Genomic DNA, 24,324 nt, shown 5'->3' with positions numbered 1-24,324 from the left:
AGCACTTCCAGAAGCTGGAACTGGTCGTCAGCAACGTCAAGTTTCAGGACGGAGAGCAAGTAGCCGATCAATCAGACAGGAATGCGGCCTGACCGTCATCCACCAGATTTGACGATAACTCCAGGAAGAGGGTGTCGCCAGCCGGTGGGGGTTGTGGTTGATGCTGGAGCTGGTGCGGGTAGGCCAGTTGGATCGAGAGGCGGCGATTCAGACAGCTTGGGCCATTCATCATGCCAACCCACTTTATATTCATACCGGCGTCGTCGAGGCTTTCATCGAAAAGCTCGGCCAATGACAGTTCGACGCCGGGTCTCTGGCGTTGTTTATCTCGTTGCGGAATTGCTTTGATGTTGACGCGTTATACCCGTCTGTTTCATACCGTTCGCTACCTCAAGCCGGGACAAATCGGCTGGCGACTATATTACCGCTTGCTGCGCCAGCGTGTGCGTCGGCAGGCCATGGCCCCGCTGGGGCAGGCAGAGCGGCGCCGTTGGGTCGATAGCTGGTCGGCTCCCACCTGGATGCCGCCGGTGCTGATAGGCAAGGGGGAATCGAATGAGTTCGAGTTCCAGTTCCTCGGCGAACGGGGTGGGTTGGCTAGCACGGAAGATTGGAACCATCCCGGCAAGAGCAAGCTATGGCTCTATAACCTGCATTACCTGGACGATCTTTGTGCACAGGATGCCGATGAACGCTCCGTCGAGCACCGGGCGCTGGTGCAGCGCTGGCTTGATGAGAATCCGCCTCTCGTAGGCAATGGCTGGGAGCCTTATACGCTCTCATTGCGGCTGGTGAACCTGACCAAGTGGCTGAGCGGGCAGCAATGGCAGAGTGGAGAGCCCGTTCCCTCACCTTGGCTTGCAAGCCTGGCGCGCCAGGCTCAGGCGCTCTCGGCCCAACGCGAATTCCACATTCTGGCCAACCACCTCTTCGCCAACGGCAAGGCACTGACCTTTGTCGGCGCATTTTTGCAAGGCGAGGACGCCGAGCGCTGGCTACGTCAGGGGCTCGACATTCTCGATGAGCAAGTTCCCGAGCAGTTCTTGGCCGATGGAGCGCACTTCGAGCGCTCGCCCATGTATCACGCCGCACTGCTATGGGATCTGGCCGACCTGATTCATCTGTCCGAGTGCAGTGGATTGGTGGCTCTGCGGGAGCGTGCCGCGGCTTGGCGCTCTTTCCTAGAGCGCGGGTTGGGGTGGCTTCAGTGGATGAGCCATCCGGACGGCGAAATCGGCTTTTTCAATGATGCCGCTTTCGGTGTTGCTCCCACCTTGGCGAATCTAGACGCCTATGCCGAGCGATTGGGGCTCAAGATCCCCGAGCCCTTGGCCGCAACCTCAATCGTCACCCAGGGGGTTCGCTACGCTGCGCGGCATGCCAGAGAGAGCGGCTATGTGGCGGTGGAATGGGATCATGGCGGCAAGGCCATAATCGATGTAGCGCCGGTAGGGCCGGACTACCAGCCCGGCCATGCCCATGCCGATACGCTTAGTTTTGAACTAAGCCTGTTTGGACAGCGCGTACTGGTCAATTCGGGGACTTCCCAATACGGCGATGACGTAGAACGACATCGTCAGCGCTCTACTGCGGCTCACAACACGGTAGTGGTCGATAACGAAAACTCATCCGAAGTATGGGCCGGCTTCCGAGTTGCGCGGCGTGCTCGCCCTGGGCCCGTACGGATCAGCGTAGAGGAAGGGAGCTTGACAGTGCAGGGCAGTCACGACGGCTACCGGCGCCGGCCCGGCCGCGTCGAGCATCGCCGTGAGTGGTGTATCGGTGATGGAAGGCTGACCGTGGCGGATAGTCTGAGAGGGCGCTTCGGGCAGGCCAAGGCTCGTTTTCACTGCCACCCTTCTGTGTCGTTATCGCTTGCAGATCCAAAGCGAGGCCGACTGACATTACCTAGTGGGCAAAAGATTTCATTTTCCATCGAAGGGGGCCGAGCAGAGGTTGAGACTACGGCCTGGCACCCTCGCTTTGGTGTATCTCAAGAAAATCAATGTCTCGTGGTGCATTTTACTCACAGTGATTGCCTTACGCGTTTTTCTTGGGCGTACAGCTAAGCGCCTTTATATCGCTATCAAGACAGTTTTCCTTTATGCGCATACTCTTCATTTCCGATAACTTCCCACCTGAAACCAATGCTCCAGCTACTCGCCTCTATGAGCATGCAACCCGCTGGGTCAAAGCCGGGCATGAAGTAACGGTGATTACCTGCGCACCAAATTTTCCTGAGGGTAAGGTTTTTCCTGGTTACCGCAATCGCTGGTATGCCGTGGAAAATTGGGATGGGATACGCATTGTTCGGGTAAAAAGCTATATCACTTCGAACGAAGGTTTCCTCAAACGAACCTTGGATTATGTCTCGTTCATGGTGAGCGGCTTCTTTGTTGGCCTGTTTCAGAAGAAGCCTGATGTTATTGTCGCCACCTCTCCACAGTTCTTCGCCGCTGTTGGTGGCTGGGCCTTGGCAGCCGTGCGCCGTAAGCCTTTCATCTTTGAACTCCGCGATCTATGGCCTGCTTCGATTGTTGCCGTGGGTGCAATGCGAGAGAGCCGAACGATACGCTGGTTGGAAAAGCTCGAGCTGTTTCTTTATCGTCGTGCAAGCCGAGTCGTAGCCGTGACGCACGCCTTCAAGAAAGATCTCATGGAGCGCGGTATTGAGGGTGACAAGATCGATGTCGTCCTCAATGGCGTAGACTTATCACGTTACCAACCCATGGCGGCCGACGAGTCTCTGCTACGAGAGCATGAGCTGCAAGGGAAGTTCGTGGTGGGCTACCTCGGCACTCATGGCATGGCGCATGCTCTGGACAAGGTGCTGGAGGCCGCTGAGCAGTTGAAGCACCGCGACGATATCGTATTCATTTTTGTGGGAGCAGGTGCTGCAAAAACCGAGCTTGTGGAGCGGGCCAAGGCGAAAGGACTATCGAATGTGCGCTTTGTGCCGCGACAACCCAAGGAAGCCATGCCGAAATACTGGTCCCTGTGTGATTTGGCTCTGATTCCACTACGGGATACGCCAGTATTCGAAAGTGTCATCCCTTCCAAGATGTTTGAATGTATGGGCATGGGCATTCCGGTTTTAATGTCGATCCCAGAAGGGGAAGGCACCGGTATTTTGCGTGAATCTGGCGCTGGGGTTTGTGTACCCCCGGAAGATCCAGTAGCCATGGCAGCAGCAATTGAAGGCCTCAAGGACAATTTGGAGCAACGGGACGAGCTTCGAAGACAAGGACTGGCAGCAGCAGCTACATACTCTCGAGACCATCAAGCTGAGAAAATGCTGGCAGCATTTGGCATAGTGCTGAAGTGTGGTAATAAAGTTAAAAATTAGCTTTGATGTTGCATTTCATGGTTTTTTTTGAATTCAATATTGATTGGTGAGGTGTTGTGGGTGAGTTCACTGCTGTAATAGCGATCATTATGTCTCTAGTTAGTCTGGGGATGAGTCTTTATAATTTCTATAATGATAGAGCTAGAGTGAATGCCTGGCTTGAGGTTCAATTTCATAGCTTCTCTCCTAAGCAGAAAGGCCTTCCTTTTGTATATCTTAAAATATTGAACCAAGGTAGGCGTCCGGTAATTGTTAGCCAGTGGGTCCTGTCTATAGGCGAAGTTGAATTGTCGAGTGCCATTGTGGATCCTTGGGAAATAAGTGAGGGTGAGGTTAATTTAAATGAATTAGAAAATCCTCATAGCTTTTTTGCCTCTGCATATTCTTCCAACAGAACCAGTAAAAAACTAAATGAGGCTGAGTTTTTTGAAAGATTTATAGTTGAAAGTGGGAAGGTTGAAGAGATGCTGATAGAAACTCGTGACGGGGACTATGTCTATCCGGAGCGAATGTTTATAGAAGATGTAAAGGGGGGCAGGTATCCTGTAAGAAATTTGAAAAAAGTTGTTAATGAGCTTAATCGATGGGCGAGGGAAGGGGGAAGTTAAAGTTCGTCATAGGTACTTCCGTTCCTGAATACTTTCTTTTTCTTCCTGGATAAGAGGTTAATTTTATCTCAGGGTGGGTTTTATAATTATTTTTTCATTCGTCAAAGGTTGAGACTATTTTGTGAAAGCGACAGTTTTTGGCACCGGCTATGTAGGCTTGGTTCAGGGTACTATCCTGGCCGATGCTGGCCATGAGGTGGTGTGTGTCGATGTCGATGCCGACAAGTTGGCGCAGCTCGAGCAGGGCATTATCCCGATTTACGAGCCGGGGCTCGAGGCGCTGGTGAAAGCCAACCTGGCGGCGGGGCGGCTGTGCTTCACGACCGACGCCGCGCTGGGTGTGGCGCATGGCGAGGTGCAGTTCATTGCGGTGGGCACGCCGCCGGATGAGGATGGCAGCGCTGATTTGCAGTACGTGCTTAAGGTGGCGCAAACCATCGCCGAGCACATGTCGGCGCCGCGTATCATCGTCAACAAATCGACCGTGCCGGTGGGCACGGCGGACCGGGTGGGTCAGTGCGTCGGCGAGGTGCTGGCCAAGCGCGGGCGGGATGACCTGACGTTCGATGTGGTCTCCAACCCGGAGTTTCTCAAGGAAGGCAGCGCCGTTGCCGATTGCCAAAAGCCGGACCGCATCATCATCGGCACCGAGAACCCCGAGAGCGTCGAGGTGCTGCGCGAGCTTTATGCGCCGTTCAATCGCAATCACGAGAAGATGATCGTGATGGATGTGCGCAGCGCGGAGCTGACCAAGTACGCTGCCAACTGCATGCTGGCCACCAAGATCAGCTTCATGAATGAAATGGCCAATCTGGCCGAGCGGTTGGGCGCCGATATCGAGGCGGTACGCCAGGGCATCGGCGCCGACCCGCGTATCGGCTACCACTTCATTTACCCCGGGGTGGGTTACGGCGGCTCCTGTTTCCCCAAGGACGTGCAGGCGCTGATCCGCACGGCCGAGGAGATCGACTTCGATGCCAGGGTGCTCAAAGCCGTGGAAGCGCGCAATGCGCAGCAGAAGACGACCCTGTTCCACAAGATTCAGCGGCATTTCCGCGGCGAGCTGAGCGGCAAGACATTCGCCCTTTGGGGGCTTGCCTTCAAACCCAACACCGACGACATGCGCGAGGCGCCCAGCCGGGTGCTGATGGAAGCCTTGTGGCAGGCGGGTGCTCGGGTGCAGGCCTATGATCCTGAAGCCATGGAAGAAGCACAGCGCCTTTACGGCAGCCGTGATGACCTCGCGCTGTGCGGCACCAAGGAGGCTGCCCTGCGCGGCGCCGATGCGCTGGTTATCGTCACGGAATGGAAAAGCTTCCGTGCACCGGATTTCGCCTTGATCGCGCAGCAGCTGAGTGAGCCGGTAATCTTCGATGGCCGCAACCTTTACTCGCCTGAACGCATGGCAATAAAGGGCTTTACCTATTATTCGGTGGGGCGGCAGGCGACGCTTAGCCACGGCTGAGCGCAAACCACCAAGCGGATGTTGTGCCACCGTAGCGACGATGACGTAGGAAAGCGCATCGATGAAGAACCATAACGATACCATTCGCAAGCTCGTTTCGTATCTCAACGACCCGGAGCAGCAGGGCGGTTTCTGGCTGCCCAACATCCAGCGTCCTTTCGTTTGGCGTGAGGAGCAGATCGAGCGGCTGTTCGATTCGCTGATGCGCGACTACCCCATCAGCACCATGCTGGTGTGGCGCACGCCGGCGAGCATCAAGTGCCGCAAGTTCATCGATCATTACCACCCGGGTAAGCCGCTCAGCCAGTATCAGGTACCGGAGAACGACAAGCCGAAGATGCTGGTGCTAGATGGGCAGCAGCGCCTGCAGAGTCTGTACATCGGGCTGAGCGGAAGCTACGACGGCAAGGAGCTGTTCTTCAATGTCGGCAGCGGCAACCCGGTCTCGCCCGACGACATTCGCTACGAATTTCGCTTCCTCAAGCCCGGCAAGGCGATCTTCCCCTGGGTGCGCTTCAAGGACATCGTGTTCTACAAGGGTATGCCCAATCACCTGGGGACGGAGCTGGCCGAGCGTTCGTCCACGCCGTTGCCCGCCGAATCGTTCAATCGCATCGTCGAAAACGTCTGGCGTGCACATAATGTGTTCTGTGCCCAGGAGCGTATCGCGTACCAGCTGTTGGATAGTGTCGATAACCCCCAGGCCTACACCGAAAACGATGTGGTCGAGATTTTCATACGTGCCAACTCGGGCGGTACGCAACTGAGCAAGTCGGATTTGCTGTTTTCCCTGCTCACCAGCGCCTGGGACGAAGCAGACGCGCGTATGGAGGGCTTGCTCGAAGACCTCAACGCCGGCGGCTACAGGTTCGATCGTGACTTGGTGCTCAAGGCTTGCCTGGTACTGCTGGGCAAGGGGGCCAACTACGACGTGGCCAAGTTCCGCGATGAGACAACGCGCGCCAGAATTATCGAGAACTGGGGCAAGATAACCGCGGCCGTATGCGATGTTCGGGACTTCCTGCGCAACCACACGTTCGTGCGCAGCCACCATGCCCTGACCTCGTACAATGGCCTGCTGCCGCTGATTTATTTCCGCTATCACTATCCGGAGAAGTGGGCCGGTGCCAAAGGTCTCGCCTCTTTCGTGCTGCGCGTAATGGTCACCCAGGCCTTCAGCGGCCGGCCGGACAACCTGATCAATAAGCTGACGCGTCAAATCGATACTGACGAGGATTTCGACGTACCCCGCCTGTTCGAGCTGATTCGTCAGGATGGTCGCAGCCTGGACCTCACCGACGACGTACTGCTGGGCATACAGTACGGCTCGCGCCAGATCCATTTGCTGTTCAATCTGTGGTATCGCCAGTACGACTATGAACCGGCGTATGCCGGCAACGCGCCTCAGGTCGACCATATTTTCCCGCAGAGTGCGTTACGCCAGGTCAAGGATTACAACCCGGAGACGGGTCGTCATTCGCTGATGCGCTATCCCGCTGCGGTGCGCGATCAATTGTCGAACTGCATGTTGCTTACGGCAGCGGAGAACGGCCCGGGCGGAAAGGGGGACAAGCTGCCCGCGGAGTGGTTTGCCGATAAGAGCGACGCATATCTGGAGATGCACCTCATTCCTCGCCAGAAAGAGCTTTGGGCGCTCGAGCGCTTCGATGACTTTCTCAAGGCGCGGCAGAAGCTGCTGCTGCAAAGGCTCAAGCCAGTGCTGCACGAGTTGCCGGCAAGCGAAGAAACCCCCGATGCTCCCAGCGAGCCCCACAACGATGAGCAGGGCCGGGTTCAGCAGAGTGAGTCTAACGGTGCTGCGACGAGCCAGCGGGGGGAGCCTGAGAAGAGCGGGGCTCCCGGCGATGGCTTGCGCCAAGCTGAGAGCGCTGAGGAAGTAATGGCGGCGTTCTTGCAGCGCATTGCCGAACCCACCAAGTACATCGCGGGCTTTCGTACACATGGCGGGCTGGAGTTGGCGCTGGAGCGTAATAGAAGCGGTATCGCGCTGTGGACGGAGGTGGTGCCGGACGTTGAGGAGAGCGGGTTCGTCATGGCCATGCGATATGACGCGACCACGCCGCGTAATTCCAATTTGAATTCCAAGAACTGCCCACGCTTGAAGTTGGGCCGCGAAGTGTTGACATGGAAGCTGCGCGATACGGATGAGCTGGTTGATTTCATCAATTGGTACCAGAACTGTCGCGGAGTGGAAGTCGACAGAAGTTAGGCACCTTTTTTAACCGGCAGGCCATACATCAAGAACGAGCCATGCGTGAGCGAAGCGCTTCATAGAAAGCGCATCCACGTCGTGGCGATAACGATACGTAGGGAGTTTTATGGGAGCATGGAGTTTCATTCCCCTGTTGGCCATGATGTTTTCAGCCATTGCAATTGCTGTGCTTCGTCGCCCGGCGGCGGCGGTGGGGCTGGCCGATAAACCCGGGGGGCGCAAGCAGCACGACGGTGTCGTGCCGCTGACCGGGGGCCTTGGGGTTTTTATCGGCTTTTTGTTGGTGCAGCCGCTCTTGCCGGTCGAGCAGAGTGGGTTCGGGCCGCTGTTCGCCGGCATGGCGCTGTTGGTGGCGTGTGGGGTGATCGATGATGCCCGTGACATGCGCTCCACCGTCAAGCTGGGCGTGCAATTGGTGGCTGCCGTGCTCATGGTGGTATGGGGCGGCCAGGTGGTGAGCCTGCTGGGCGAGTTTCCCATGGTAGGGGAGCTTCGGCTGGGCTGGCTGGCGGTGCCGGTTACCGTGGTGGCGGTGGCGGGGCTGATCAATGCGGTGAACATGATGGATGGCATCGATGGCCTGGCGGGGGGCACGGTGCTGGTCATGTTGACCTGGCTTGGCATCATCGCGGCGGTGCAGGGTCAGGTCTCGCTGCTGGTGGTGATCGTCTCGCTGGCGGCGGCAGTGGTGGGGTTTTTGTTCTTCAACATGCGCCACCCGTGGCGCAAGCGCGCCAGCGTGTTCATGGGCGATGCGGGCAGTATGGCGCTGGGTTTTGCCATTGCCTGGTTCGTGATCGAGCTTTCCCAGCAAGACGCCGCGGTGATCAGCCCCGTGGCCTATGGCTGGATTCTGGTCATGCCGGTGATGGACACCCTGAGCTTGATGATCCGCCGCATTCGCAAGGGGCGCAGCCCATTCTCCGCCGACCGCGACCATTTGCACCATATCTTCCTGCGTGCCGGGTTCAGCCCAGGCTCGGCCACCGTGGCGCTGATGATGATTTCCGCCGCGTTGGGGATGGTGGGGGTAGTGGGCTCATTGGTCGGCGTTCCGGATGTACTGCTGCTGGTCGGCCTGTTGGGCGCTGCCGTGGCGCATTATGTCTTCGTCAAGCATGCCTGGCGTACCAGCAAGGCGCTGCGAAGGCTGTATGCCAGTCCCCGAGGGGCTGCTTTTCTGGCTAATGTCCAGACGGATGGCGTCATGCTGCGCACTCGCCCCATTGTGTATGGCTGGCGTCGGCGCCTGGCATTGGTCGGGCTCTATCTGGCGCTGTTCACGCTTACGCTGAATCCCTGGCTGAGCGGATTAGGGGCGGTGATGGTACTGCTGGCCACCCTGTTTGCACTGCCCACCTTCTTGCGCGATGCGACTCGTCTGCCATTGTTCTGGGTCAGCTTGGGGCTTGGCGGCTATGTCGCGTTGAGGACGATCGGGGCGAGCAATACGGTACCCGTCTCACCGGACTGGCTGCCACTGCTGCTGATTACCGGTAGCTTCAGCATTCCTATTGGTTGGTGGCTAGCGCAACTGCGCCTGCAGTGGCCTTGGTTGTTCGTGGTCTTCTTGCTAGGCGCGGTGGCGTCCTTCGTCGCGCATGCCGATTGGCAGCGCCTAGGCAGCGGTGTGCTCTCCAACCCGCATGTCTGGGGCAACCCTTCCCAAACGGGCTTTGTCGCCAGTATCGGCTTCGTGATGCTGCTGGCCATGCTGTTCTCAGGTGTGCAACGCCTCGGTATTGGCTGGCGACCCACCTATCAGGTGGGCGGGGCACTGCTGATGTCCATCCCGGTGTTGGTAGTGCTGGTGGCGAGTGGCTACGCCACGGGCTGGCTAGGTGCCATGGCCGGGGTGCTCTGTTTCGCCGGGATAACACTGATGATGGGCATTTATCGCAGTCGCCAGTTCGGCTTGGTGGGTATCTTGAGCTTGTTGCTGATGCTGCTGTTGGGCTTGGTGACCTGGCAGTTACTCGTCAGTGACGATCGAACCCTGGTGGCGGGGCTGCTGCATCCCTTGCAGGCCATCTTCCTGACCTTAAAGGGCGAAGTAATCACGGCGCATGCCGTGCATCCTGGCAGTACCGAGCGCCTGATGCTGTGGGCGCAGGCGTGGCGCGAGTGGCAGGGGAATCTGCTGTTCGGTACTGGCAGCATGGCACCCAGCGATGTGGGGCTGTGGTTGAAAGGCTATCAGGGGTTTCATTCGCTGTATGCGGGGGTTGTCGTCGGCTTCGGCCTGGTGGGGGTAGTGGGGTTTGCTGCGGTAACGGTGTTGTTGGTACGTGCGGTACTGCAGGTGGCGATCAAGAAGATTTGGCCGGCGGCCTGGGCCATTGCGTTGCTCAACTGTGCGGCGGCGGTGGTTACCATGTTCGTACTCGCCGTGCCGATTCGCGATGCAGGCTCGCTGGCCCTGGTCGTGCTGCTGGTGTCGTGTGGGGCTACCGCCGCGTTTCATCACTCCTGGGTAGGCATGCGTAAATCGCATGCAAGCCTTCAGTCGTGGTTTGCCGCAACCGCACAGGGTGATTTGAAATCTGTGGGTGTGTCTGAAAACCGGACGTTACAACAAAGCGAGGCAAGGTCAGCTGACGGCCAGTAAGGATGACCCTATTGATAACGTTGAATAAATGGGAGTCCCATGAATAGTCATAAGGGTGTTACGCGAAGGGCGATCATCAATCTGGTGATGGTTGTCTTTTCCTTGATCTTCGGGGTGTGGCTGGGGGCGTGGTACTTTGGTGTACAGCCTTTGATGCGTGATTTCAGCCCCCAGCCGATTTCGGATATCTTCAGTAGTATTAACGCGCTTTTTGCTGGGCTTGCTTTCGGCGGCGTGATTTTGACCATTTTCCTTCAGATCAAGGAACTGCAGGAAACGCGAGACGAACTGGCCAAGACGGCGAGTGCAAACCACTCAATGGCGCAGGCGAACTTGGCCATGGCGGTGCATGCGAATGAAAAGTCCGTTCTCGACCTGTTTCAAGTCTACTGCAGTGAGTACTTTCAGCAGGTGAAAGACTCATCAATGAGCGTGCTGATACCTTGCGTGGCAAGCAGGAAGTATTGTGAATTCGTGGTGAGCCGGTTTTTCGTAGCCGACCAGCTGCCTTTTCCCGAAGAAAGTTGGGATAAAATCAAGCGTGTGACTTACTGCAAGACATACGATGAGTTCAGATCCGAAGAGCAACGATATCGCTACAAGCTCGATGAGCTGATTAATTACTTTACACTTCTGGCTGGTCAAAGCAATTCGAGTGAGGTGATCCGGAAATGTGATTTCTCTTACTCATGGTGGCGGCCGCTGTTCTGGATGCTAGCTCTGCTGCAAGAAGATCGCTATGAGCAGAATGAGGAAGTCAGAAAATATGCTACTCCTTTGTACCTGAGAGCTGTAGTGGAAAAATTGGACAGTGTGTATGGCTTCGAGCCGTTTGCCAATGCTGAAGAAGCTTGGCAATACATATTGAATCACCCCAAGGTAAAAAGTTACGGTGTGGATGAGCTTTATTCATCGAGTTAGTCGTTAATACTGTACGTCTTTACTAGATTCGGATTTACCCATAAAACGCCCGCATTCGCGGGCGTTTTTTATTTCTTCGGCGAAATTTTCTGTGCAGCCGAGGTCGGGCCGATTGGCCACCTTGCGCATGCTTGGCCTAGTCTACCCGAGCTGCCTTAATTTCATTAGTCTGCAAAGAAAAGCAACCACGAAGGCTTGCGCTGATGGCGTCGTCTGACATGTCGCGCCCAGTGGCCAGGTGATGGACGATTCCAGCGAGGTAAGCCGTGCCGGGTGGCCGCGGTTCCCGATGAACGGGCGCTGTTAAAAACCGAAAAAAATGCCCCTCACACCTTAAGGTGTCTTAATTTCTGCCGATATAGGGTATTGGGAGAGGTGAGCTTTGAACTAAGTGTATTTTCAGTTGTTGATGATGTTGATTTTTATTTAGGTGACGCTTCCAAGAGGGAGGCGTCGTCCTCTGAGAGCAATGGGGGCGATGGCGTTGACGAAACGAGTTGGCCACGAATTTTCTTTGTTTGAAGCCCAGCAGAAAATGCATGAGATAATGGCTTGCCAGTGCCAGGCCCCTGTTGAGAAAAGCTTGGTTGCCGTTGCGCAGTGGGTGGAAGCTTTGCATGCCGACCACCGGAAACTTGCCGGAAGGCATCGGTCCTTGTTCTTCAACCATCCCGATGGTATCTGCGGGCTGGACCTCGCGGGTCGTTTCGAGCGGGGCAACGAAGCTTTTGAAGCTATCACCGGTTTTGCCTGTCAGGAAATGCTTGGCCATCATTTTTGCGAATTCATCGAGGCTAGCTACCGGCATAAAGTGCAGGCTGCTTTCGAAAAGGCCGCCAGTGGTAGTACTTGTCAGTATGAAGCGTTGGGAGTGCGTCGTGATGGCCGGGTTATTTGCTTGGAGATCGTCAACTTTCCCATTGAGTTGGATGGCGAGATTGCCGGCGTTTATGCTGCCTGCCGAGACGTAACCGAAAGCAAGCGTAGAGAAGCCGAGCTCAGGTTATTGCAGCGGGGTGTCGAGGCCACACCCAACGGGATCATGATCGCGGATGCTTTATTGCCGGATACGCCCTTGGTGTATGCCAATGAGTCGTTTTACCAAACTACAGGCTATACGCCCGACGAGGTGTTGGGGCGTAATTGCCGCTACTTACATGGTGAGGAGACGGATCCCCAAGCGCTGGATGCACTCCGTAGTGCCTTGCAACGCCATACCGAGATAGAGGTGACGCTCCTCAATTATCGCAAGGACAAGAGTACCTTCTGGAACCATCTGTCCATCAGCCCCATCCTGGACGAGCATGAGAGGTGCACCCATTTCATCGGTATTCAGCAGGACATTACGAAATATCGCGAGCAGGAAGAGAGACTTGCGTTTCAAGCCACTCACGATCCACTCACCGGTTTGCCTAACAGTCTCGTGTTCGAGGAGCGCTTGGAAGCCAGCTTTCGCCAATGCCAGGGGCTGCTGGTCGTGATGCAGCTCGACCTGGATGGCTTCAAGGCTGTCAATGACGGCCTGGGTCATCATGTTGGTAACAAGCTGTTGAGGGAAGTGGCACGGCGCTTCCAATGCCAGGTTGAGCCGGGCGATACCCTGGCTCGTTTGGTGGGGGATGAGTTTGGCCTCCTCTTACCGGGCCTTGGTTGTCGAGATGAAGGGGCCTCGATGGCTCAGCGGTTACTTGATGCATTGGCCAATCCAATCGAGATCGAAGGCCAGCCACTGCATATCAGTGCCAGCATTGGGCTGGCATGTAACTGTGAGCCCACGGTAAATGCCCAGGAGTTGATGCAGCGTGCCGACTTGGCAATGTCGTCAGCAAAACAGAAGGGGCGCAACACCTGGGAATGGTACAACGGCGAGGGGCAGCGCGATGTTACCGAGTTCGTACTGCTGCGCCATGATCTACATGCTGCGATTCAGTCGGAGCAGTTCGAGCTTCACTATCAACCCATTGTGGATGCCGTTTCGGGAACGGTTCGTAGCGTAGAGGCGTTGGTACGCTGGCCGCACCCTAAACGTGGGCAGCTTTCGCCCGGTATCTTCATTCCCTTGGCCGAGCAAACTGGCCAGATCATCGATCTGGGGCGCTGGGTATTGCGCCAGGCATGCCAGGACGCTGCCGATCTCCTCGAAAATGATGGCTGGGTGCTTCCTGTTGCGGTCAACATTTCTTCGCTGCAGTTCCGTCGAGAAGGCTTTCTTCAAGAGGTGTGCGACATCCTGGCCGAAACGGGGCTTCCGGCAGAGCTGCTGGAACTTGAGGTGACCGAAAGCGTGCTGATGCAGGGGGCCAAGCAGGCGATTTCGTTGATCGCCAGCCTACGAAAGCTGGGTGTTCGTGTGGCGCTCGACGATTTTGGCACCGGCTTTTCCAGCCTCAGCTATCTCCGCGACTTGCCTATCAACAAGGTGAAGCTCGACCGCAGCTTCATTCGCGACATGGTGTTCGATCGTAATTGCGCGGCCATCGTCCAGGGCATCATCACCATGGCCCACCATATGGGCTTGGTCGTCGTCGCAGAAGGGGTCGAAGAAATCGAACAACAGCAAGACCTTGTACGTCGTCACTGCGATTATCTACAAGGCTTCCATTTTTCCCGCCCGGTGCCCTTGCATGAGCTCAAGCGCTTGCCCGACAGGCTGCCGTACGGTGCCGAGGAAGTCCATGAGCGGCTTCTGACGGGGGTTTGAGATCTTTCGTTACGAAGAGAAAAAAAAGTTTTCAGAGGGCCTAAAGAAACTTCGACACCTGTCGATAGAGAGTTCAGGACGAGTGTGGCCCGCTCCAGAGCCAAAGACGAGGGGCGTGCTACGAGTACGTGAGGTACGCGGGACGCGTAACGATAGGCAGTAAAGGTGTTAAGGATCGGCCTGTTTAAAGCGACCTGCGCAGGCACTTGCCCAGCATCGCTCTGATCTCGCCGTGATCAGGCGGAAAGTTCGTATGACTTTCTATTCGTAGAAGGCGGCTGCTACTGCTGTGCCGCCACGGGCACATGTGTCTTGGAATTATGATTAAGAATAGAATCCTTCTGAAATCAGTGTGCTGCACTGCAAGTTTGGTATGTCTGGCTTCCTCTGGGGCAGCTTTTGCCCAGACGGAAACGGTAGAGCTGCCTTTGGCGCCTGCAGCGCCGGCCGTTAGTGGTGAAGCGACGGTTACCATCCCGGGGGTGGAATTCACCGGGGTAAATGTCTTCACCCACGAGCAACTTACCAGCCTGATCGCGCATGAGATCGGCCGCCCTTTGTCTTTTGCCGAATTGCAGGAGATGGCACGAGTCATTGAGCAGCACTATCACGATTCTGGCTATCGATTGGTGAAAGTGGTCATTCCGGATCAGGCATTCGCTGACGGTCAGCACCTCAAGCTTGCGGTGTTCGAGGGTTGGTTGGGGAATGTCGAGGTGGAAGGGAATCAGCGCTACAGCGATTCTCGTGTCGTTCAGACGTTGGCGGCTGCGGGCCTGCAAACTTCCCAGGCCTTTACCATGGAAGACGCTGAGCGTGCCCTGACTCTGCTTAACCGCCGTTCCGGTATCGAAGTGAGCTCAACCCTGCGGCCCGGTCAGGAGGCCGGCTCTACCGACATGCTCGTCGATGTCAGGGAGTCCAATCGTGTGGCGGGTTCGGTAGAGGTCAACAATTACGGTAGCAAGAATAGTGGCGAGCATCGTGTCGTGCCGTCTCTCAAGCTACCGAATGTGACCGGGCGTGGAGATGAGCTGAACTTCATCGGCATGCATACCCTTGACAGCGGTAATGCGTACTTTGGCTATGTGGCCTATCAGACGCCTGTCAATGTCGTGGGTACCAGCGTTCATGCCTACGCTTCCAAGGGCAACGTTTCGATTGGCCGGGAATTCAAGGTGCTGGAGATCGAAGGCGACAGCTCTTCCTGGGGGCTCGGTGTGAGCCAGGATTATGTCCTCTCGTCTCGCAACATCATCAATCTCGAAGCCTGGCTGGAAGCGCAGAACCTTGAGCAGACCATGCTGGGGTTCACGACGTCGGATGACCGGACTCGCAAGCTCAGGTTCGGTGCGAGCCTGGACAAGAGCGATATCGGCGGACGAACACTCGCTTCGGTCAATCTGCACCAAGGGTTGGGTGACACTCTTGGCGCGATGGAAAACGACTCCGCTTTTTCCAGCCGGAGCTATGCGGGAGCCGACAACGATTTCACCAAGCTGACGTTCGATCTGATCCGCTTGCAGCGCCTTTCCGACCGGGTGCTGTTGATGCCCCGCTTGAGCGGTCAGTATGCCTTCGATTCCGTGATTGCCAGTGAGCAGTGGTCTGTGGGCGGCTTCAATTCGGTGCTGGGCCATCCCTCTTCGGCATATTCCGGCGATAGCGGCTTCACGGCGAGTCTTGAGGGTCGTTATGCCTTGATTCAGGGTGACGACCGCTTCCAACTGCTGGCACGTGCCGACCATGGTCAGGTCTTCATCAAGACGCCTTTTATCGACCAGGACGATAGTACGGATATCTCCGGCTTCGGTATCGGCCTGTTGGTCCGTCCCATTGACAGCGTCGACCTGCGCGTCGATTGGGGCGTACCGGTGGGCAGCAAGACCGAAGACAGCTCTTACGTTTATGCCCAGGCGCGATATCGCTTCTGATTCTGGCTTCGCCTTTTTTCTTACGTCAGGAAACTAGAATGTACCGTAAACAGAAGAAAAATAGCTCGGTGATCGTGGCGGTATCGGTCATTGGCCTTGGTCATGCTACCGGCGCTATTGCCGCTCCTACGAATGGAGAAGTCGCCAGGGGAACGGCCTCCATTTCGACCCATGGCCTCGAGACACTGATCAACCAGACGTCACAAAAAGCTGTCATCAATTGGGACACCTTCAACATCTCTACCGATGAGCTGGTAAGGTTCGTCCAGAACAATGCCAGTGATATTGCGCTTAACCGTGTAGTCGGCGGCGGTGGTGCATCACAGATTCTCGGTGGGCTCCAGGCCAATGGCCGAGTGTTCCTGATCAACCCCAACGGCATCCTCTTTGGGGCAGGGGCTCAGGTAGACGTGGCGGGCCTGGTGGCCACGACGTTTGACATCGCCGACGATGATTTCATTGATGGCAGGTTCCACTTCAGCCAGAGCGACAATCTGGCCGCCTCGGTGAGAAACCAGGGTACCATCACGATTGGCGACAATGGCTTCTTGTATCTGATCGCTCCTACCGTAGAAAACAGCGGCTCTATCGTGGCTAACCTGGGCAAGGTTAGTCTGGCCCATGATGGCAGCTATAGGTTGGATCTTCAGGGTAACGACCTGATCAACTTCAGCGTGCCGGTGGGCCTGGTGGGTCATATCTCCAACAGCGGCAATATCAACGGCCAGACCGTGGCCCTTGGTGCCGATCTGGCGAATGCGGTGATGACGTCGGTGGTCAACACCGGCAACATCACTGCGGCTACCTCGCTGACGATGACGGGCGGCAGCGTTCAGCAGTATGGCAGTGTGGTGGCAGAGAGTGCCCGAGTGGAGGCGACCGCTTCCATCAGCGGCGCGGGCCTGATCGAGGCGGAGACGGTTTCTCTCCAGGCCGGAACCGGTATCGGTACCCAGGCCCAGGCGATCAGGACGCGGGCGGAGCATCTCGATGCCACTCTGACGGATAATGTCGGCGGTGTGTACATCAACGAACTGGACGGCCTTGAAAGCCTTACCGTCGATGTTGCCAGCCGCCCGGTTTCCATCGAGATGGACGAGCACCATCACCTGCGCCTGGAATTCGACTCGCAGTCTCGTCTGTCGACCAATGGGCCGAACACGACGGACATCGCGTTCACCAATCGCAATGGCGGCGTGACCCTGTCAGGCGTATCGGCAGGCGATCTGAGCGTTACCGCGCAAGGCAATATCGTCAGCGATTCGGCGGTTGCCGGCAGTACCGCTACCGCCTCGAACCTCTACCTGGAAGTGACCGGTGAGGGCTCGACCATCGGGGCCGAAGGCAGCCCGCTGCGGGTCGATGCCACGACGCTCAGCGCCCATGCCAACCGTGGCCATATCGTGGTTACCGATGTGGCCGGTGGCGTTGCTTTGAACGAAATCGATACCGGCAGCAACTCGGCCGAGGACGGCTTGCGGGCCATTATCAAGGCCGAGAACGGCAGCATTACATCAGCCAATACCACCACCCCCAACGTGACCGCCTGGGCCACCAACCTGGAGGCCGATGGCGCCATTGGTAGCGCAGGCCAGGCGATTACGACCAGCGTCGATGTGTTGAACGCCTCTACTCAGAATGGCGGCATTCACGTCGAGGACCAGCAAGGCCAATTGGTCGTGGGCAATGTCACGGCCCGTGAGCGCATCATGGTTGGTGGCCAGCCGGTGGCTTCGGCCGCCATCAGCAATGCCAACGGTCAAATTACCCTTAGCGATGGCACGACCGTAGGTCAGCATGATGTCTCGATTCGCTCCCAGGGCGACATGTTCCTGACCGGAACGGTTTCGGCGACCGATGCGCTCGTGGTCCAGTCGCAGCAAGGTGCGATCATGGCCGCCGACGATGCGGTTTCGCTGGTGGGGCGTTCCATCGATCTGACTGCCAACGACCGGATTGGCGTGGATGGCGCTTCGCTGCGTACCCAAAGCAACATCGTCAATGCCAACTCGGGCAACGGTGGGGTATTCATCACTGAGAGCAACGGCCTGACCGTGGGGACTATCGTTGCCCAGGGCGACGACAATAACGTTAAGCTCTCCGCTACCCAAGGTGACGTCCAACTTGGCTTCATCGATGCAGTGGGCGGACAGGTCAGTGTCGAGAGCGTCAACGGACGTATCCTGGATAACAACGGCGCGGCGCTCAATGTGCGGGCAGACGCCGTAGCGTTTACCGCCAAGGGCGCCATTGGCGCCGCGGCAAACGCCATCGAGACCCATGCTCGTACCCTGACGACACGTACCCGCGACCAGGGTGTCGGCACCTTCATCGACAACGTCGGTGCTGCAGAGGCGTTGAGCGCGACGACCAACCGCGGCAGCGTGGCCATTGCCAATGCCAACGGTGTGCTGGCTTTCAACGGTACCAATGGCCAGTTGACGCTGAACAACGGCGGCTTGGCCAGCGAGCTAGACCTCGATTTTACCAATACGGGGGGCGACATCGTTCTGGGCAATATCGACCTGGGCGACAACGATGCACGCCTGAATGCTTCCGGAAGCATTACTCAGGGGGCAGGTGCACTGCTTACCGCCGATAGCGCCACGCTGCAGGCGGGGCGTCATATCGGTAGCGGCGCTCAAGCGGTGAGAACCGATGTTTCTTCGTTGGATCTCACTACGCTCGACGGCAACATCTTCGTCGATAACCTGTCCAGTGGGCGCTTGCAGCTCAACGCGCAGGCAAGCGGCACCGGTGAAGCCGGTTCGGTGTCGGTCACTCATGCGGGTGACATGGCGGTGGGTAGCGTCAACTCGCGTCGCTCTACCACGCTGCGTGCTGTGGGTAGCATCGAAGGCGAGGACGACTCCGGCGCTTACCGGGTCACGGCGGATGGCATGTCGCTCGAGGCGGATGCGATAGGCAGTGCGGAACTCGCGTTCTCTACCCGTGCGACTGGCAATGTGTCGCTCCTGGCTCGCGAGGGCGATATCTACCTGACCAACCTCGGGGCGATGCAGCTCGTCGATGCGCAAGCCTCTGGCCAGGTGGATCTGGTCAACCATGGCGATCTCATCCTCGGGCGCTTGGAGGCAGGGGAGGATGTCGAGCTTGCCGTGCAGGGTCGGGTTACCGACGGCAACGGTGGCGGACTGAATATTTCGGCCCGAGGCCTGAAGGTCAACGCCACCCAGTTCGGCACGGCCAACGATGCCATCGAGATGATGGTCGACAACCTCGTGATCGATACGACCAACGGTGGTATCTACGCTTATCAGAGCGGGCATGTCCCTCTGAATCTGCATCGCGCGCAGTCTTCCGGTAGTGGCAGCGACATTCGTATCGGTGCCGATGGGGACATCGCGCTGGGTACCGTGTCTGCGGCCGGCAATGGGGTCGAATTGCGCAGCGGCGGTAGTATCGAGGATGCCAGGGGCTCCGGTGTCACGGCACCCAACGTACGGGCCAGGTCTCTCGAGATTGCTGCTGAGAATGGCGTGGGCGCCAACGGTGACCTGGCGCTTGACGTCAGCTTCCTCTCCGCTAGTGGCGGTACGGGCGATGTCAACGCCTCCAACCTGGGCGCGATTGCGGTCGATCGCAATACCCTGGTCGGCAAGGGCGCCTCTGGTGTGAGTATCATCGCCACCAGCATCACCATTCTGGATAACAAGGGCGGCGTGATCACCATGGACGGCGGTCGGCTGGTGCTGACGGCTACCGACGGCAACATCGTCTTCCTGAACCAGAACGATACGATTTACCTGCCCGGCGGCGGCAGCATTACCCTGACGGCGCTCTCCAAGTCGGAGCTGGATGGGTATCGCGGCAGCATCATCGTCGGCAACCTGACGACTGACGGCGGCGATATCAGCCTGCATGCCGAGTCCAACATTACCATTGGTATGCTGGATGCACGTGGCAATGCCACGCAGGCCGGCGATATCTGGGTCGAGTCGCGTAACGGTGTGATCCTGGATGGTAACGGGACCAACGCCAACCTGCGCGGCGACCACGTGACCCTGATCGCCAACACCCCCGGCCATCGCGAGGCAGAGCTGGTACGCGATACGGCTATCGCGGAATACTCTGCGCGTGTGGCCGAAGCCAATGCCAAGGCCTCCGTGCTTGAAATCCTCGAGCAGCAGCTGCAGTCGCATATCGTGATGGCATCGAATGCAGCGGTGCTGCAAGGCATTGCACAGTACAACCGCACGACCAAGCAGTATGAGGTGAATCGTGCCGCCAGGGATGTGGCGCTGGCGGAGGCCATCGTCGATACGCTCAACACGACGCTGAACGCCTTGACGGTGGTGCGCAATGCGGCGGCTATCGTGACCGGTGCCATGCAGGCCGTTCCGTTCAGCGGCGATGCCGGTGCCGACGCGGCTTTTGCCGTGGTCGACTTGGCAATGTCTGTCGCTGCCATGGCGCTGGATGAATATGAGCGCTATAACCTGGGGCCGAAGCAGGCCGCCTTGGACAGCCTGAACAACGAGCTGGACCAGGCGATTGCCAATCTTTACAGCGCCACCAATCTGCTCAATCACGCCAACGCGCTGCGCGATACCACTCAGGTGTCTCGCAATATCGCCGATCTCGCTCATTTCAATGCGGTAGTGGCGCGCGATGCCAGCCAGCAGCTGCGTCGGCAGGCGGTTGCGGCGTTCGATCTGAATCAGGACATCGACATGTCGGCGGCCAAGCCGCTGGGTATCGAGGCTAACCGCCTGGATATGCGTACCGGTAGCGGTCGTGATCTGAACAGCGGCGTTTACCTGAATTCGCAGGGCGATCTGGGGCTCGGTAACATCGCTTCCAGCGGCAGCGTGCGGGTGACCGATGTCCAGGGCAACATCAGTATCGTGGGTGAGGTGAAGAGCCCCGATTCCATCACACTGCAGGCAGGCGGCGCCATCCGTGGTGCCGGTGGGACCTGGGTCAATGGCTTGTGGGTGCCGAGCAGCGGTCAGTTGATCGCCCCGGATCTGCTTGCCATTGCCGGTGGCGGTGTAGGCATGGATCAGGCCGTTCGCACTCGTGTCGATCGGCTGGCGGTCGATGCCGGAACGGGCGGGGTCCATGTGTTCAACCGCAATGCGGGCCAGGCGCTCGTGGTCGATAGCCTGGGCAGCACCGTCGGCATATCGGGAGATGGCGACATCACCTTGGACACCGATGGAGATCTGGTCCTCAACCAGGGTATCAAGGACACCGATCTTGCCAGCGAAAACACGATCCGCCTGGAAAGCGGCGGTGCGATCGTCGATGGCAACGGTTCGGCCCGCAATGTGGAGGCCCAGCGTGTCGTCGCCTACGCGGTGAACTCCATCGAACTCGATACGGCCACTCAGGATCTGACGGCACATGTCAGTGGCAGCGGTAACATCACGCTGCGCGAGCATGACGATATCCATCTGCGTGATCTCGTTGCCGATAACATTTCGGTGACAGCGGGCGGTCACATCGAGGTAGGCTCGCTTGCGGCCGATCTGGAGCAGGGCAACATCGTGCTTGCCGCTGGCGGTCGCATCGATAACGACCAGGACACCTCGACCCGTGTCATCGGCAATCGCCTTAGCCTGACGGCCGGTGGATCGATTGGGGCGACGGGTAGCAACGCCACTCGCTCGCTGGATACTTCGGTTGCCACTCTGGTTGCCAACGCCGGCGGCGAGGTCAACATCGCTGAGTATGACGACCTGGTGATCGAGTCGCTGGAGACCACGGCTGGCAACGTCACGGTGGAAAGTGCGACGGGCTCGCTCCAGGTTGGCCGTATCGTTACCGGCACCGATGATGAGACCATCACTTTGGTGGCCCACGAGGCGATCAATGCCACCGGCGATAGCCCGGCCAACCTGACGGCGGCCGACCTGAGCCTGCATGCCGGTACTGGCATTGGCAATGTACAGGGCCTGAAAGTCAATGCAGAACGCCTTGTGGCTGAGGCTGGCGCTGGCGGTATCGTCGTCTCCGACCTCTCGGGTGATCTGAGGATTGGCGGTGTTACGCCAAACCTGGGACGCGGCCCTATTGAGGGGCTGCGTGCGGCGGGAGGCGAGATTCGCGTTTCCGCCGAGAGTGGCAAGCTGTACGTGGATGAGCACGTCATCAACTTCGATGGCGATGTCGTTCTCTCGGGTAGCGCGGGTGTGACGCAGGAGGCCTACGTACTCGCCCAGCACGGCGACGTGGCGGTATCGTCGAGTGCAGGCAGTATCGCGATGGCCGAGGGCGCCTTGACCGCTGCTACCCATAGCGTGAGCTATGAGGCTGATGGCGACCTCCATGTGACCGAGGTCTTTGCGCAAGATGTCGTTCTGACGGCGAGCAATGGCGCGCTGACTGCCGCTGACGGCGTGGCACGTAACGTCATTGCGGAAGGGCTGGATGTCACGGCCGCCAATGGTATTGGCACCTCTGCTAGCGCGTTGAAAACCGATGTAGATCGTCTCTCGGCCAGCGTCACAGGTTCTGGCAACGTCTTCATCGAGGAGCACGACGACGTTCTCCTGACTCGCGTGAGCAACGCCAATGGCGATGTGCATGTGGCCGCCGGCGGGGATATCGATATTCAGCGTATCGATGCTCGCAATGGCCGTGTCGACATGTACAGCGAGGGGCAAGTCAGTACGGTGGGCCAGGGTCGCATTTCTGCCAAGGACCTCTCCGTCATTGCTGAGCATGGAATCGACGTCTCGACCCAGGTGGAGCGTGCCGCCCTTCTGGTGCAGCAGGCCGGTGGTATCAAGGTTAGTGAAACCGATGCCATCGATCTTCTACAGGTCATCACCACAGATGGCAATGTCAGTGTGACTGCCGGTGGTCGCATCGGCGTGGAGAGCGTGGAGGCTGGTGGTGCGAACAGCGCTATCGATCTCACATCCGGTGGGGCGATCGTCCAACGTTCCGGAAAAGGGGGCGGTAATGGCCTGCTTGCCAATACAGTTACGCTGAACGCTGCATCGGGTATCGGTAACGATTCTGGTGGTGCGCTCAAGGTCGACACTGACCGTCTGGTGGCACGTACTCAGTCGGGTAACGTCTTGCTGGATGCTGCCAGTGGTCTATTCCTCGAGGATATTCGTAGCGGAAACGGCAACGTTTCGGCGCTGGTGCGCAACGGTGATGCTACGGTAGGTCGTATATCGTCCTCTAACGCTGTCGACCTCGCAGTGGTAGCCGGGGCATTGCGTGATGATGGCAACGCCAGTACCCGTATCGCCGCCAATAGACTGACGCTGTCGTCCCGTGATGGCATTGGCACCAACGCTGCAGCCATGCAGACAGATGTCAATTCATTGGCCGCTACGGTCACTGGTGCCGGTGGCATCTTCCTCGATGAACGTAACGGCCTGAACCGCCTGAGCGCTGCCACCACCAGCGGGAACATCCGTGTGCGTGCCCTGGATGGCGGCATGGGGGTCGATCGTGTCACGGCGGGCGGTGAGGGCAGCCTCGTCAGCCTCGAGGCACGCAACGGCAGTATCCGTGACGTCAACAACGATACCCGCGTGAATGTGGCAGGCGAGCGGATTCAACTGAAGGCGAGCAACGGTGTTGGCCAGGCAGGTAATGCGCTGGATGTCGATGCCCGCCGGCTGGTCGCCGATGGTGGCGCCGGTGGCGTGTATCTCAACAGCCTCTCCAGCTCGCTGATCCTGGGTGGCTTGGGTGGTCAGCAGGAGGCGCTGAAGAGCCGTGGTGGCGACATCGTACTGACCACAGCAGGCGATCTGGATGTTCAGCAGGGTATTGCGACCGGTAATGGTGGCAATGTCAGCTTGACTGCCAAAGGCGGTGTTACCCAGCAGGCCGATATCAGTACCGCGGGGAATGGCAATATCGCGGTTACCGGTGGCACTCATGTCGTGATGTCGCCTGAGGTAACCACGAAAGCGGGGCGTGGGCATGTGAGCTACTCTGCGGGCGATTTGCTCACAGTCAGCAATATCACCACGTCAACCGGCTTGAATGGTGGACGGGTGACGCTGCAAGCGCCCAGGCTCGTCAGTAATGCCAGTGAGCCCGGTAGTGTGCAGGCGGGCTTCGTCAATGTCGTGTCGCCGCAGGCGAGCGACGACATGCTGAAGCGCTTGGTGGGCGATACCGCTGACCAGTCTCGTCTGAGCATCAACGACCGTATGGCAGGGGGCAGACTGGCGGATGACAGGAGTTTCATGGAAACGCTCCTGCTGCCTTCGGTCATGTCTGCGCCACGCACTGAAGGTGTGGTTTCAAGCGCTGACCTGAATCCGTTCTTCGGCACCGAAGGGTTGAGAAATAGCGCTTTCGATACCACTGGAGCGGATGGTGTGTGGGTGTTTCAACCGAAGTGATGTAAGCAGATAAGTGTGGTATGCGAACCCCGCCAAGAAGAATGAACTGACCCCCAATAGTTGGACGGTTCATTCAGCCGGCGCCCACGGCCTGAGTCCTGTACTGTACGGGGCTCAGGCCTTTTAGTCTCTGCTTCATCCGGTGATGGTTGTAATAGTGGAT

The 24,324-nt window shown here is 57.9% G+C and carries 12 protein-coding genes; 11 read left to right on the top strand and 1 reads right to left on the bottom strand.

The window, feature by feature from the left end; genetic code table 11:
- Positions 1 to 160 precede the first annotated feature (160 nt).
- The 11 genes from HOP59_RS23535 to HOP59_RS23140 all read left to right on the top strand — a co-directional run bounded on the left by HOP59_RS23535 (position 161) and on the right by HOP59_RS23140 (position 24,161).
- Positions 161 to 295 (top strand): hypothetical protein, encoded by a 135-nt coding sequence (locus tag HOP59_RS23535; protein WP_267966021.1) that lies wholly within the window; start codon positions 161 to 163, stop codon positions 293 to 295.
- 52 nt (positions 296 to 347) lie between these two features.
- Positions 348 to 2,069, top strand: coding sequence for a heparinase II/III family protein (locus tag HOP59_RS23185; RefSeq protein ID WP_234255713.1), 1,722 nt, complete (start codon positions 348 to 350; stop codon positions 2,067 to 2,069).
- A 35-nt stretch (positions 2,070 to 2,104) separates the two neighbouring features.
- Entirely contained in the window at positions 2,105 to 3,346 is a 1,242-nt protein-coding gene (locus HOP59_RS23180; RefSeq protein WP_234255712.1) for a glycosyltransferase family 4 protein, read from the top strand.
- A gap of 56 nt (positions 3,347 to 3,402) precedes the next feature.
- On the top strand, positions 3,403 to 3,954 hold the full coding sequence (locus tag HOP59_RS23175) for a hypothetical protein (protein ID WP_141638634.1): 552 nt from the start codon (positions 3,403 to 3,405) through the stop codon (positions 3,952 to 3,954).
- A 121-nt stretch (positions 3,955 to 4,075) separates the two neighbouring features.
- A complete protein-coding gene (locus HOP59_RS23170) occupies positions 4,076 to 5,419 on the top strand; it encodes a UDP-glucose dehydrogenase family protein (RefSeq protein WP_010628911.1) in 1,344 nt (447 codons plus the stop codon).
- A gap of 61 nt (positions 5,420 to 5,480) precedes the next feature.
- Complete coding sequence (locus tag HOP59_RS23165) at positions 5,481 to 7,649, top strand: GmrSD restriction endonuclease domain-containing protein (protein WP_234255711.1); 2,169 nt, start codon at positions 5,481 to 5,483, stop codon at positions 7,647 to 7,649.
- Positions 7,650 to 7,818: 169 nt separating this feature from the next.
- Positions 7,819 to 10,260 carry an MraY family glycosyltransferase gene (locus tag HOP59_RS23160; protein WP_234255710.1) on the top strand — a complete coding sequence of 814 codons (2,442 nt, stop codon included), beginning with the start codon at positions 7,819 to 7,821 and terminating at the stop codon, positions 10,258 to 10,260.
- A gap of 39 nt (positions 10,261 to 10,299) precedes the next feature.
- Positions 10,300 to 11,181: a hypothetical protein gene (locus HOP59_RS23155; RefSeq protein WP_010628908.1), complete on the top strand. Its 882-nt coding sequence runs from the start codon at positions 10,300 to 10,302 to the stop codon at positions 11,179 to 11,181.
- Between the two features lie 478 nt (positions 11,182 to 11,659).
- Positions 11,660 to 13,882: a sensor domain-containing protein gene (locus tag HOP59_RS23150; RefSeq protein WP_234255709.1), complete on the top strand. Its 2,223-nt coding sequence runs from the start codon at positions 11,660 to 11,662 to the stop codon at positions 13,880 to 13,882.
- A 428-nt stretch (positions 13,883 to 14,310) separates the two neighbouring features.
- Positions 14,311 to 15,816 carry a ShlB/FhaC/HecB family hemolysin secretion/activation protein gene (locus HOP59_RS23145; protein WP_234255708.1) on the top strand — a complete coding sequence of 502 codons (1,506 nt, stop codon included), beginning with the start codon at positions 14,311 to 14,313 and terminating at the stop codon, positions 15,814 to 15,816.
- Between the two features lie 38 nt (positions 15,817 to 15,854).
- Positions 15,855 to 24,161 (top strand): two-partner secretion domain-containing protein, encoded by an 8,307-nt coding sequence (locus HOP59_RS23140; RefSeq protein ID WP_234255707.1) that lies wholly within the window; start codon positions 15,855 to 15,857, stop codon positions 24,159 to 24,161.
- Between the two features lie 73 nt (positions 24,162 to 24,234).
- On the opposite strand, the gene HOP59_RS23135 is transcribed toward HOP59_RS23140, so the two are convergent.
- A partial coding sequence (locus HOP59_RS23135) for an IS3 family transposase (protein WP_234253517.1) occupies positions 24,235 to 24,324 on the bottom strand: 90 nt, incomplete at its 5' end.

The sequence above is a fragment of the Billgrantia aerodenitrificans genome (genome assembly GCF_021404405.1).
Lineage (GTDB): Bacteria > Pseudomonadota > Gammaproteobacteria > Pseudomonadales > Halomonadaceae > Halomonas > Halomonas aerodenitrificans.
Note: the sequence above shows the minus strand (reverse complement) of the source record. Positions and strands in the feature narration are given on the sequence as shown.

Bases quoted from the DNA above. Each gene is read 5' to 3' on its own strand.
- HOP59_RS23535 (WP_267966021.1), top strand. From the start codon at position 161: ATGCTGGAGCTGGTGCGGGTAGGCCAGTTGGATCGAGAGGCGGCGATT.
- HOP59_RS23185 (WP_234255713.1), top strand. From the start codon at position 348: ATGTTGACGCGTTATACCCGTCTGTTTCATACCGTTCGCTACCTCAAG.
- HOP59_RS23180 (WP_234255712.1), top strand. From the start codon at position 2,105: ATGCGCATACTCTTCATTTCCGATAACTTCCCACCTGAAACCAATGCT.
- HOP59_RS23165 (WP_234255711.1), top strand. From the start codon at position 5,481: ATGAAGAACCATAACGATACCATTCGCAAGCTCGTTTCGTATCTCAAC.
- HOP59_RS23155 (WP_010628908.1), top strand. From the start codon at position 10,300: ATGAATAGTCATAAGGGTGTTACGCGAAGGGCGATCATCAATCTGGTG.
- HOP59_RS23150 (WP_234255709.1), top strand. From the start codon at position 11,660: ATGGCGTTGACGAAACGAGTTGGCCACGAATTTTCTTTGTTTGAAGCC.
- HOP59_RS23140 (WP_234255707.1), top strand. From the start codon at position 15,855: ATGTACCGTAAACAGAAGAAAAATAGCTCGGTGATCGTGGCGGTATCG.